This is a genomic window from Oceanisphaera pacifica (assembly GCF_017498065.1).
GTDB lineage: Bacteria > Pseudomonadota > Gammaproteobacteria > Enterobacterales > Aeromonadaceae > Oceanimonas > Oceanimonas pacifica.
In genome coordinates, this window is sequence record NZ_JAGDFX010000016.1 from 1 (window position 1) to 12,434 (window position 12,434).

At 41.2% G+C, this 12,434-nt stretch carries 8 protein-coding genes and 4 pseudogenes; 8 read left to right on the top strand and 4 right to left on the bottom strand.

Annotated features, from left to right (window positions below; all coding sequences use genetic code 11):
• Positions 1-706: 706 nt before the first annotated feature.
• Positions 707-1,465, bottom strand: a pseudogene (locus J3U76_RS14535) (ISAs1 family transposase); the annotation flags it as partial.
• Positions 1,466-1,470: 5 nt separating this feature from the next.
• A pseudogene (locus J3U76_RS14540) lies at positions 1,471-2,218 on the bottom strand (IS1634 family transposase); the annotation flags it as partial.
• A gap of 145 nt (positions 2,219-2,363) precedes the next feature.
• On the opposite strand from J3U76_RS14540, the gene J3U76_RS12435 reads away from it, so the two are divergent.
• The 3 genes and pseudogenes from J3U76_RS12435 to J3U76_RS14755 all read left to right on the top strand — a co-directional run.
• Positions 2,364-3,065 (top strand): hypothetical protein, encoded by a 702-nt coding sequence (locus J3U76_RS12435; protein ID WP_208006308.1) that lies wholly within the window; start codon positions 2,364-2,366, stop codon positions 3,063-3,065.
• A 40-nt stretch (positions 3,066-3,105) separates the two neighbouring features.
• Positions 3,106-3,282 (top strand): annotated as a pseudogene (locus J3U76_RS14750) (IS66 family transposase); the annotation flags it as partial.
• Positions 3,264-3,374: pseudogene (locus J3U76_RS14755) on the top strand (hypothetical protein); the annotation flags it as partial. The pseudogenes J3U76_RS14750 and J3U76_RS14755, both read left to right, overlap by 19 nt.
• A 329-nt stretch (positions 3,375-3,703) precedes the next feature.
• On the opposite strand, the gene J3U76_RS14760 reads toward J3U76_RS14755, so the two are convergent.
• Entirely contained in the window at positions 3,704-3,973 is a 270-nt protein-coding gene (locus J3U76_RS14760) for an Arc family DNA-binding protein (RefSeq protein WP_208006311.1), read from the bottom strand.
• 131 nt (positions 3,974-4,104) lie between these two features.
• Here J3U76_RS14760 and J3U76_RS12460 point away from each other — a divergent pair, with 131 nt between their 5' ends.
• Positions 4,105-4,245: an Arc family DNA-binding protein gene (locus tag J3U76_RS12460; RefSeq protein ID WP_208006312.1), complete on the top strand. Its 141-nt coding sequence runs from the start codon at positions 4,105-4,107 to the stop codon at positions 4,243-4,245.
• Positions 4,245-5,213 carry a phage antirepressor N-terminal domain-containing protein gene (locus J3U76_RS12465; RefSeq protein WP_208006313.1) on the top strand — a complete coding sequence of 323 codons (969 nt, stop codon included), beginning with the start codon at positions 4,245-4,247 and terminating at the stop codon, positions 5,211-5,213. Before J3U76_RS12460 ends, J3U76_RS12465 begins: the two co-directional genes overlap by 1 nt.
• A 358-nt stretch (positions 5,214-5,571) precedes the next feature.
• Here the strand turns inward: J3U76_RS12465 and J3U76_RS12470 are convergent, their stop codons facing one another.
• Positions 5,572-7,503 carry a replication initiator protein RctB domain-containing protein gene (locus J3U76_RS12470; protein WP_208006314.1) on the bottom strand — a complete coding sequence of 644 codons (1,932 nt, stop codon included), beginning with the start codon at positions 7,501-7,503 and terminating at the stop codon, positions 5,572-5,574.
• 2,141 nt (positions 7,504-9,644) lie between these two features.
• Here J3U76_RS12470 and J3U76_RS12475 point away from each other — a divergent pair.
• The 3 genes from J3U76_RS12475 (at position 9,645) to J3U76_RS12485 (ending at position 12,117) form a co-directional block, all read left to right on the top strand.
• Positions 9,645-9,905 (top strand): hypothetical protein, encoded by a 261-nt coding sequence (locus J3U76_RS12475; protein WP_208006315.1) that lies wholly within the window; start codon positions 9,645-9,647, stop codon positions 9,903-9,905.
• A gap of 237 nt (positions 9,906-10,142) precedes the next feature.
• Positions 10,143-11,321, top strand: coding sequence for an AAA family ATPase (locus tag J3U76_RS12480; protein WP_208006316.1), 1,179 nt, complete (start codon positions 10,143-10,145; stop codon positions 11,319-11,321).
• A gap of 49 nt (positions 11,322-11,370) precedes the next feature.
• On the top strand, positions 11,371-12,117 hold the full coding sequence (locus J3U76_RS12485; protein WP_208006317.1) for a Fic family protein: 747 nt from the start codon (positions 11,371-11,373) through the stop codon (positions 12,115-12,117).
• Positions 12,118-12,434 lie beyond the last annotated feature (317 nt).

The window sequence follows — 12,434 nt, forward strand, 5'->3', positions numbered from 1 at the left end:
TCGTGGTTAAAAGTCTGCTCGACGTTAGAGCCGTTGCACTCTTTTAGATCATGAAGTCGTGGTTAAAAGTCTGCTCGACGTTAGAGCCGTTGCACTCTTTTAGATCATGAAGTCGTGGTTAAAAGTCTGCTCGACGTTAGAGCCGTTGCACTCTTTTAGATCATGAAGTCGTGGTTAAAAGTCAACGCGACGTTGGAATCGTTGCACTCTTTTAGACCGTGAAGTGGTGGTTTGAAATCAGCTCAACGTTGGAGCCGTTGCACTCTTTTAGACCGTGAAGTGGTGGTTTGAAATCAGCTCAACGTTGGAGCCGTTGCACTCTTTTAGATCATGAAGTCGTGGTTAAAAGTCTGCTCGACGTTAGAGCCGTTGCACTCTTTTAGATCATGAAGTCGTGGTTAAAAGTCAGCGCGACGTTGGAATCGTTGCACTCTTTTAGACCATTAAGTGGTGGCTAAACGTCGACGACACTTTAAGACACTTTAAATCTGTAGCACTTTCTGTAACGCTAACTCGTCGTTAAATGTCAGCGCTTATCTATTACAGCTAAGCATCTTTTCTTGGCTATAAACGGTGCTTTATTCATTGAGCTCGATCCACCCATCCGACATTCCGCACCTGATTTAAGAATAAATAGCGAGGTAGTATTCCCCAGTATAATTAATGATAGCCTGCTGCGGAGGCTGAAGGTTCCAGGGCAAGATAACGAAACCTCTTGCCCTGCAAAGATTCGCGATAGGTAGTCATTATTTCGACCAGCCCATTTTTGCTTTCGTTTAATGCCGGCTTTAAAACTGGTATCTGCACTAAGTAGGTTGAGCGCTATGTGGCGTATCGCCGCAAAGTTTTCTCCTGCTTGCTCACATCGGATCCGGCACTCATCTTCACGCATTCCAACATCTAATCGCCAATACAACTGCGATTCAATTGACCAATGAGCGCGGCTAGCTTCTAACAACTCTTTTGATGTTAACTAGGCTGAACTAATGTAATAACGCAATGTGATATCGGTCGCTGGCTGGCCTTTTTCTTGGCGTATGGTAGCTACTATGCCCATTGTTTTAAGCTCAGGTCATTCAAAGGCGATATCGCCGAGTACGGAGAGCTCATCATTGACTAGGCATAATCTTGTTTCTACCAGGCCATGGCCTTGCTCTTTGGTGCTATAGGTATCACCATCTTCGCGTTGGAGCATTTCAAGCTTGAGGTAGTCATCAAACGCAGCTTCTAACCGCCGTTGATTACTCTTATCTGCTATTTTAACCTGTCCTAACACGACCTTATTCGCTGCACTAAACGCACTCACCATATGGATAATGCCTTGCCTACTATCTTTGCTATAAGTACCACGCAAGCTTTTACCATCAATAGCAATCACTTCGCCTTTGGTCGCTATATGGCAGTCTCTCATCCACGCTGCAAAGCTCTTTTGAAGCTGCTTTGCTGAAATCATGTTCATCACACGGGGGCCTTTTTATGCCGGATTTTACCACTAAAGACTGAGTAGGCTATTGATGCGCCATTTTCTATCCGTTACATACTAAGCCTACTGCTAAAGTCAGCCAAGGCTTGAGCTACATCCTGCTAGCAAGCAAAGGTTTTTTACAAAAATTTTGGAGCTGCTTAAGCTCTTGGGTGCTTGTCTTAAGCAGTTTTTTGCTTACGGTCTTCTGTTCCCGATGAGTGGTCTGCTCACTACACACCATCAACCAACGTTAGAGAACGTCAGCATAGTCAGCCTCGAACCTGTAAGAATAGCCCTCCCCCAATGCGTCCAACTGGTCTGTTTTGAGGGACGAGACGGCGTACTTTAAGTTTTTTAACATCATCGGTACACGAGTAACAAGCAATTGTTCTTGCTGATGCAGCGCTAAGATAGACTCAGCAGTATATAAGGCGGCATCACCAATAAAGTAACAGCTTTGCTGTGCCGATTTTAAAGACGGTACGTGGTGGAGAATGACATCAGAAAAGGCTTTCTGATCATTGGTATTGCTGCTCATCGCCTGCATATAAACGGGAATACCCGCAATATTCTCGCAAATGAGCTCCAATACGACTTGATTCAACTCGGGCGATAATCGCGACTGTAGCCTTTAACGAGCTGAATACCCACCGAGTCATAAACACCATCTATATGAAAACTGGTGATACCAAGATGAACAGCGCTGCTATTTAAGCCTAACTGAGTGACAACTTGTTCCGATATGGCTTGGTAGAAGGATACATTAAAAAATCAGGCTTTGACCTTGCTCTCGCTGATACACCCCAAAATGCAAGAGTGATTCGCAACTTGCTTTTAATTAATGGTCATAGGTAGGATATGGAAAGCTAAATACTCTTATAAAATAGGTTTTTCTAATATGGAAATTGGTGATATAAACATAAAACTTTTGGAAACAGGAGCAAACGTTAGGTTTGGCCTGACACTAGCTATTTATGCTGAGCTGGCTGACGCGCTGTTTCCTAACGCTCCTGTTAACGTTGTCGCTGTTGAAGAGTACCTCGCTGAGCACAATATTAAAATCAGTCGCCGACGACTATATGAGTTAAACCAGTACCGTGCGTGTGTAAACGCAGATTGGTTTAGAGAGGCTTTGCTTCGGGATGAAATCAAAGTACTGCAACAAGCGACTGCTAACGACTCTGCGACCTCATCCGCGCACCTTAATACGAACAACCGTCAATTAATCATCGCGAGCAAAATAGCCTCAGCCGTTGATTTACGGTTGTCAGAAGGTGAATACTGTCCTTATATCGTAAACACATCGAGCATCAAACGAAAAGACCCGCGAGGAGCTACTATCGCTTTCGCCCTCTTGTTGGCTATTCCGATATTCAATTACGGCCGTCAACGAAAACAGCAGCAATCTATTCTTGATCAAGCACAAACTTGGCCAGAGCCTATATTAACCGACACTCTTGAACACTTTATCATTGAGCTAGCTAGGAATATTGGGTATAGCTCAGCATGGGCACTTACGTCTGGCATTCGCATATTCCATGAAGACTACATCGAGCCATGGATTAGTAAAGATTACTGCACGCTGTTGGGTATCAAATAGAGCCATCGGCTAAATATTAAATCAATAGGATAAGCTACAGGTTTATCTTGATCATAGCTCAGTGGCGATTGACAACAACCGCGCCAAGCGGGCCATTAATCCGTTCGTTATCGACAGGAAAAAATGGCTGTTCTCCAATAGTCGCAGTTGTGCCCAAGCCGACGCCATGCTGTACGGCCTGATTGAGAAACCGCTAAAGCCAATGATGTACCGCTAGGTGTTTATCTCACTGCGCTGTTCGAACAACTGCCCCAGCTCAACGATGGCGACGCCGTCGATCACCTACTGCCTTGGGCTATCTGCGTATAATTCATCTCTAAGACGCCACGTTAATATCGGTTAATGTGGCTTGTTAGGTGCGGACATAGTGAAGCTTACGTTAAAACGAGTCAAACTTGCCCAGATTGCGGTGTTAAGAAGAAAAAGACCTTGGCAGAGCGATGGCACTCATGTCCATGCTGTTGTGAAAAGCACCGAAATGTAGCCAGTGCGCAAGTCAATCTGAATTAGGCACTAGGATTAGCAATATAGGCTGGGAACCTGCCTGAAAAAGTAGCTTAGGCTATTTTTAGAAACTCTTTCAAAATGCGCAGCATTTAGTGGGAGTTATTCATTATCAATATCCATTTTTATCTTCCTCATATCGTATTTTTATTTTTTAGTAGTTTGAGGACTTCATCTAACTTAGCTTGCAGATTTTCATGACTTTTTTGGTAATATCGAGTTGACTCTAGCCCACCAAATCCCCTTAGCTGATTACATTCAGCGCCCGCTTCTTCAGCTTGAAATGTCTGCTGCAGCCTGCCAACAATCTCAGCGTTCATAGACTTACTACTGACTTCTGCCTCCCTACTTAGCTTGTCATGAAGGGGTTCAGGTATTCTGAGAGTGATCCTTGTGTACTTCATACTATCTCGCTCAATCAATACATCAATTTATATTATACCAAATTGGTGCTATTAACATTTGACACTAAAACAGTGTCAGTGATAGATTGAATCAACCGACACTAAAACAGTGTCACAAAAAAGGGGTGGCTATGGAACAAGCACGCATGACCCTGCGATTACCAATAGAGTTACATCTATGGCTTAAGGCCGAAGCAGCAAAAAACCGACGTTCTCTTAATAGTGAGATTGTGGCAAGAGTAGAAAAACTGCAACAAAAGGAAGGTAAATAGTGAATCAAAGAAAAATGAGAGCCCAAGCGGCGGCAACCGCTAAGACCCAAACGTCAAACCAAACGTCTATGAAAGGTGACAAAATGAACTCTACTACAGAAGCGATAACTGTTCCATTCTATGGTGCCCAGTTAGTTTTAGTTGAGCACAACAGTCAGCCCTACACATTAATTAAGCCACTTGTTGAGGGTATGGGTATTTCACTGCAAGGTCAGAATGATAAGTTCAAAGCTAACCAAGTTCGCTGGGGCATCAAGAAAATATTGATACCTTCTACTGGTGGTAAACAGAAGATGGTTAGCCTCCCCCTTCGCAAGCTTCTCGGCTGGCTGATGTCCATCAATCCGAATCGAATTAAAGACTTGGTCGTGAAGGAGAGAATTATCCTGTACCAGAATGAGTGTGACAATGTACTTTGGGACTACTGGACCAGAGGCGAAGCTATTAACCAGTGCATTAAAAATAAGAATGCTTTACCTAGTGGTTTAACTAAAGAGCAGCAAGACACGATTAAAGCCATGGTTCTCGCCAGAGCAGACACCTTACCTTTAAGTAAGCGCACCAGTGCCACTATTAAGCAATGGTCAGCCATCAAGAGTAAGTTTGGTTGTAGTTACAAAAAGATTGCGCCCCAACACTTCACTGAAGTGATCAGCCTGCTTGCTCGCATCGATCTTGAAGATAAGCTTCTGCATGAGGAGCAGCCAGCAATACCAGCCCAGTCAACTATTCCCCCAGAACAGATTTTTGTTCTACCCCCGAAGAGTCAACTTATCGCAACTAATTACAACGGCAAAACTGTCATTCAAGATATAACCAATAGTGCAGTAGTTCCAGTCAGCCAAGTTATTAACCTGCGTCGTGACTTTATGAGCCTGCAAAAGCTCAATAGCGAAATGATGACTCGACTACAAGTGCTTATCGGAGAAAAGAGCACCAGCATTCTTGAGCAACCGTTGGACATGTAGCATGTCCCAGTAAAGACAAGCCCCTATTGTTCGGGGCTTTTAGCTTTTTTCAAAAACTAACTTGATGGCGACGCTCAATCATCTTGATATAACGTATTAATAATAGGCACTTCCCAAATAATTTAATCTTCTTTAAGTTGCAACTAGTCTCATAGAAATTGAAATAGAGTGTTGCAGTTATTAGTTTAGGATCTATTATTTATGCAGACATTTTGATACTCGAACTAAAATTTTGCTTTATAACAGCATTACGGCTAGTAAGTCTTAATTCGTTAATAGTAAAGTATATTGCTGATAGCAACCTCCTTGAATGCTATTTACAAACTGTATTTTAGCTAACGAACTATAAAACTTATAATCAATCAGAAAACATATAAGAAATAATATTCACGGTATCTTCTACAACACCAGTTTCAGAAACTAACTTTCTAATTAAATCATTAGTTGCTAAGTGATATATTACTTCCTCTATTGTTAAATCTGTTCCTAGCTTTAACAGTTCAACCTTAAGTAGTAAAATTTCATTTTTATCTATCTTTTTTCTTAAGTATGTTAAAGGTCTAAGTCGTTCTCTTGCAGATATAAGATATTTACTAACGTACAATGCGTCTACTGCATACCTTTTTTCCATATCATAAACATAATCATGAATTACATTATCACCAGTAAAATCTACAATGATAAGGTCTTTGCCAAGTGATGCTATCTTTATTTTTAATGCGTATGGTGTTCTAATTATCTCAGCATTAACTGCTTCAAATATTTTATTGGCGCGATCCCAAAGAGCTTTACCTGTAACTTCTTTTTCTTTATGCTTCTTATTATTACTTGATCTGAGTAATGCTTGACCTGTAGAGAATAGTAGATTAGGTAACGTTGGTGCAGACTTCCCACCTTTTTCATTTGGTTTAACACCTGAATGACGAAGAACATCGTTTATTGAAAATGTTACATTTATTTTTGAGAAAGTTCTTTTACCAGTAACAATAAGCTGTACTTTAAAGCCAAACAAATCTCGCTCAACTATAACAGGAGCTTGTCGTTTTGCATTTTTTCTTGCTTCTTTAAGAGTATCTTTAAGCTCAGCACCTTGTGTTCTAACAAGAGCATTCATGAATCCTCTCTGAAATACGTACTCATCACTATCATCTAGAAGTATCGATGCTAAATCATTTTTACTTATAGAAATTCCGTTAGGATTTAGTCTTTGCATCCTTTTTCTTAAATCCAAATACAAGCTAAAAATTTGCGTAGGCTCTTTAAATACAGATTCAGGAAAGGCAAATAGAAATTTATTATTAAATATAGCTTTAAATACAATTGGATGCCAAGCAATCTCATAAACAGCTGGGGAAACCATACTTTCATCGTTTAGTTCCATCGCTTGTTCTGATAGAGATGGAGTACTTTCTATGAATCTAAATTGATTATTTTTGAATAATTGACGGTCTTGATCATCAATAAATGGAGTTAACGAATGAACATCATATTCTGTTGTTCTTAATTTTACAATTTGTCGCCATATATGCCTTCTATTACTTAGCTCACCAGGTCTTCTTCCTATCATTTCTAAAATAGTATCAGCATAAATAGGAGTTAAGTTTGTTGCAGCTTCACCGCCTCGACTAAATGATGAGTGATAAGCTGTTTGGTATTGAATAGTATGTGATATTAAAGCATATAATGTTTTAATATCATCAACATCAATAATTCCATTACCACCTGATGCTATAACAATCGCTTTTTCTTTTTCTTGTCCAATATTAATAACAAATCGTCTATTATAAATAACCGTATTAGCTGGAACACATAGTGCTGATAAATCTCCCAGAGGGAGTTTTATCATTACATTAACATCAGGCCCCTCTTTAAGTGGAGGCCTTTTTCTGTGTTTATCTTCGATTATTGTTTTAACACTTAAAGTATTTTTACGTCTAATATGAGGATTTACTTTATCTTCTTTATTGCTGATAGTTTTTTCATATTGTAGTAACCATATAATATTACTATTGATCTCTGTTTTTTCAAAAATAGCAGAGCGACGCAATCTAGCATACAGTGACTTTTTTTGAATCTGTAACACCTGTGCAACTAAGTCTATATCAGTAACGACGGTGTCTTTAGCTAAACCTATTACTGTAGGATCAAGCTTAGATTCGTGAGCAATTTCCATTGTTTTTTGGATTAGTTCTTGTGTCGCTTTAGTTTGGCTGCTGAACATTTCTGCAAGCTTTTTTGAGTCAACATTGACGAGCCCAAGGCTTATGTAGGTATTAGTCTTGCTAGTCATCCAAAGTCAGATCCTAATCCAGTAAATTAATCAGATTGCATCGTAATTCATCATACAGCATTTTGGAAGCATTGCTTGTCATTTTTTGTAACTGATAATCTTTATGAAGAGACGTTATAAAGATCATTATCTTTTGATCTTACTGATCTTACTGATCTATTGATTACTTGATTAACTGATATTGATAGAGACAAAAACATTCAGTATTACCTTAATACAAGGTTACTGTAACTTATTGAAAATAAGAGATTTAAAAGTTTTATATCTCATTTCACCTTTGCTTTTTCTGACAGGTTACACCCATAACTCTGACAGCTACACTTCATAAAATGACAGTTACAGGCCATAACAGTGACAGCTACTTGCCATATTCATGACAGCTACCAGTCATAGCCCTGACAGTTACAAGTCATAAAATGACAGATACACTAAACGGTATAACAGAAAATTAACAGCTTAACCACAGGTTACGCACAGATTTTATCGGCTTATATTGCAACGTAGATCACATAGTTATTTATGAATTTTTGTCGATATTTTATTTTTAGTGCTAAGCAGGGTATTACATCACGAATAGTAGAGTGCTTTTTAATCAACTGCTGATTTTTATATTATGTGCGATTTTGACAGTTACCGGTCATAGCTCGCTATGACCGGTAGCTAAATGATTGGGCAATAGATGTAGGTTGAAATACAAAAAATACTCACTCTAGGCAGAATTTACTGGGGTAGGTGTAGAGTAATGAGATGTTTGAGAAGTATAAATTTTTGCAAGCTTTTGCTGTCATGCGTTTGTAACCGCTACTCAGTATCGCATTTATTTTTAGGTGTTTTTTTTAAACCCCACTACTCCAATGTACTGCTTTTTTTATGTACTACTTTCCTTGACGCTCCTCAACTATCAATCTGACTGCTATCAGCCATGGTACATGAGGGCTTGAGTGGGCTGTAGTATCAATTTGACAGCTACCAGTCATGGCACATGGGGACTTGAGTGGGCTGCAGTATCAATCTGACAGCTACCAGTCATGGTACATGGGGGCTTGAGTGGGCTGCGGTATCAATCTGACAGCTACCAGCCATGGTACATGGGAACTTGAGTGGGCTGCGGTATCAATCTGACAGCTACCAGCCATGGTATATGGGAGCTTGAGTGGGCTGCAGTATCAATCTGACAGCTACCAGCCATGGTACATGGGAACTTGAGTGGGCTGCGGTATCAATCTGACAGCTACCAGCCATGGTATATGGGAGCTTGAGTGGGCTGCAGTATCAATCTGACAGCTACCAGCCATGGTACATGGGAACTTGAGTGTGCTGCAGTATCAATCTGACAGCTACCAGCCATGGTATATGGGAACTTGAGTGGGCTGCAGTATCAATCTGACAGCTACCAGCCATGTTATATGGGAACTTGAGTGGGCTGCGGTATCAATCTGACAGCTACCAGCCATGGTACATGAGAGCTTGAATGGGCTGTGTAAGCAATAGGCGACGACTAGTCAAAGTGCTTAAAGCTTGATTTATTAGCTATCTTTTGGTGTTTCTAAGTGTGTAAATAGAGCAATATTGGTTTATATAAGTTTTTGCACGCCTTTGCTGTCAGGGATTTGTAACCGCTACCACAGTATAGCTGCTGCTGGTGACGGTTTTTTTTAAACCCTATACCTTGAAGGAGAGGGTTTCATTAATTTTTCGCGGGGTATTAGCTCACATATTAAATAATGCTGATTGCTCATGTATAAAAAACAACCGATAGCAGGTGATATACATGTATAGCAAGAGAATTATCATGCTAGAAATTCGTTTACCTCAAGACATAGAGTAGCGATTGGTGAGTTTAGCCGCTGATGTCAGTGCTCGTATCGCTCACGGTGAAGAAACCACTCATAGCACAGAAGAAGTAAGGGCAGCCTTGGCCTGAACGACTGAATACTCAAAACAGGCAATCAAAACGTTTAAAAAGATGAATAAACAAGCCGCGATACGTATCGTTGATTACTTGCGTAGCTCCTCTTGGTGATCCGCGTACCTTGGGTTAAGCATTAAAGGGGGGAGCCTGGTGAGTTCTGGCGCTACCGTATGGGCGACTACCGTATCGTGTAGGTATCTAAAAAAAGATTGAATGGGGATGAGGCATCATGACACTACAAGAGCATGCCGCCAGATGGCGAGTAGTGAACGGCTATATCGGGAAAGGTGGTGTAGTGATCATTCATCAGGATAAAGTGCAGGGCTGGGTGAATGAGCTGCGTAATCCGGAGCATTGGGTGTCCGGTTGTACTGCCATTGACGAACGAGGCCGCACGTGGACGGCAATCGCTGGCAATGATAATAACGGTGCACTATTTTGGTTACCTAGTCATCCGGTTGAGGGCGGTACGCGATCGCCGCTGCGGTAGGGTGAGGAGTACCCCTCGCTCTGCAGAAACGTATGTATATAGTAGTAGTTGTTTGTTTATTGAGCTAAAAAAGTAAACAGTGTTTACTCTAATTAACCATCGTAACAATGGCGTATCGACTTGCTAGTTACGAGAAGCAAAATGTTTACTACAGATATTAATGGTTATAAATGATGCACAAGCTAATATTACCTTCGGCAGTATCAATCGAATGACTCATACCCACCGGAGCCTAGAGTGATTGAAAGGATATATGTAAATAATTTTAAATCATTGGTTGAGTTTGAGCTTAGGTTGGCACCATTCAACTGTCTCATTGGCCTAAATGGTGCCGGTAAAAGTACTGTATTGCAGGCATTAGATTTTGCTAGTGCCATTATGCAGGGCGAAGTGGAAGAGTGGTTAACTGCTCGCCAATGGCTGCCTAGAGATCTAAAATCTCAGTTACTCGCTCGCCGCAACATAGAGCTAGAAGTGGACTTGCTGATAGGTACTCAGTGCTATCGTTGGCAAGCCACCTTTAACCACAGTAAGCTGTGTTGTACTTTCGAAAAAATAACCTGTTTAGATGATCAATATCAGCAAGCATTGTTTATTCTTAAAGATGGCCGTTATCAGTTGAATGCTGAAAAAACTAAGAGTATTCCGTTTGAATACTACGGATCTTTGCTGTCTCAGCTTAAGCCTGAATTTCTAAGCGGCGAGCTTAAAGCCGTAAAAAATCGTATTTGTGCGCTGCGTTCGTTCGACCTACTGTCTCCTCAGGCGTTGCGAGAAAAGGCTAGAAAAACCGACTGTGCCGATATTGGTATTGGCGGTAAGCAATTGTCGGCGTTTGTCCATCAATTAACTGATATACAAAAAGCACAGTTACTCGAACAGTTGCAGCACTATTATCCGCAGATCATTGCTGTGAATACCAAGGCGCTGCGTTCAGGTTTGATCCAACTAGGTATTACTGAGCAATATCGTAATGCGCTGGGCGAAGTATATGAGCAAGCAACCGAAGCTCGTCATATCAACGGTGGTTTACTGCGTTTGTTAGCTATTTTAGCCCAACAGTTTAGCTGCCTAGAATCTTTACTATTTGATGAAATAGAAAACGGCATCAACCCTGAAGTGATCGAAAGAATCGTGGATGCACTGGTGGCATCGCCCAAACAAGTCATAGTGACTACGCATAGCCCCATGATGCTCAATTACTTAGACGATTGCATTGCCCAAAAAGCAGTGGTGTTGTTATACAAGCGATCCAATGGTCAAACTTGTTCGGTTCGACTCTTTGACTTACCCACAGCCGCATACAAATTAGAAAGCTTGGCGCCGGGCGATGCCATGCTAGATGTATACTTACACAAGATGGCTTTAGAAGCCGAGCAGCAGGGTAATAATATGCTGCAGCAACTAAAAGAATAGTTGCTCGCATTTAGATAAAAGTGGACAGCTATTTACGTAAGGAATTGGAATGAATAACAAGCAATTTACACAGCTGGATGCGCTAAAAGCAAAGTTAGACGAGTACCGTCCTTTGGACCCTGAAATCATCAGAAATTTGCATGAGAATCTAGTGTTGCAATGGACTTACCACAGTAATGCGATTGAAGGTAACACGCTAACGCTAAAAGAAACTAAAGTCGCTATGGAAGGCATTACCATTGGTGGTAAAACTTTGCGTGAGCATTTTGAAGCCATTAACCACCGTGATGCGATTTTATTTGTTGAGGACTTAGTAACCAAGCAGCAGCCCTTAGATGAACGCGCTATTAAATCTTTGCATCAACTGGTGCTTAAAAACATTGATGCTGACAATGCGGGACGTTACCGCCAAGTGAACGTGCTGATTTCAGGTGCAGACCATAAGCCACCGCAAGCCGTACAAGTGCCGGAACAGATGGAGGCATTTATACAGTGGTATAAGAGCGATGCCCAACACTTACACCCTGTTGAACGTGCTGCTCGTGTACATGGAGAGTTTGTAAAAATACATCCCTTTACCGATGGTAATGGCTGCACTTCACGCCTACTGATGAACTTAATACTTATGCAGTCTGGCTTTCCAGCCACCGTTATAGAAGTAGAACAACGCTTAGCCTATTATGAAGCATTAGACACTGCTCATTGTACCGGCGACTACAGCCGCTTTATTACATTGGTAGCAGAGAGCGTTAAACGCAGTTTTGAACCTTATTGGTGGGCGTTGGGAGAGATTTAGTTTCCGCAGAACTTGATTCATTCACCTCGTTTATGATGGCACAGGGCTGTAAGCCACTGTGCCTGCAGTTTACCCACTTACAGGCTGGCTAATCTTATTGAGAGTTCGTGTATCTATCAATCTTTATGCCTAGTACTCCGCCTAAGTCAATGCGCTTTAGCGAGTTGATTTAGGCGGTGGTGTAAGGCATACACTTTATCTTTAACTACTTGCAAAGATAATAGTGAGTGACGCGTTGCCGTTGGCTTGCTCACCTTGTCTAGCTTTAAATTATAGATATGAGATCAGGTTAAAGCGCATACCAAGCTTGACGCTAG

Bases quoted from the DNA above. Each gene is read 5' to 3' on its own strand.
- J3U76_RS12435 (WP_208006308.1), top strand. From the start codon at position 2,364: ATGGAAATTGGTGATATAAACATAAAACTTTTGGAAACAGGAGCAAAC.
- J3U76_RS14760 (WP_208006311.1), bottom strand. From the start codon at position 3,973: ATGAAGTACACAAGGATCACTCTCAGAATACCTGAACCCCTTCATGAC.
- J3U76_RS12460 (WP_208006312.1), top strand. From the start codon at position 4,105: ATGGAACAAGCACGCATGACCCTGCGATTACCAATAGAGTTACATCTA.
- J3U76_RS12470 (WP_208006314.1), bottom strand. From the start codon at position 7,503: ATGACTAGCAAGACTAATACCTACATAAGCCTTGGGCTCGTCAATGTT.
- J3U76_RS12475 (WP_208006315.1), top strand. From the start codon at position 9,645: ATGACACTACAAGAGCATGCCGCCAGATGGCGAGTAGTGAACGGCTAT.
- J3U76_RS12485 (WP_208006317.1), top strand. From the start codon at position 11,371: ATGAATAACAAGCAATTTACACAGCTGGATGCGCTAAAAGCAAAGTTA.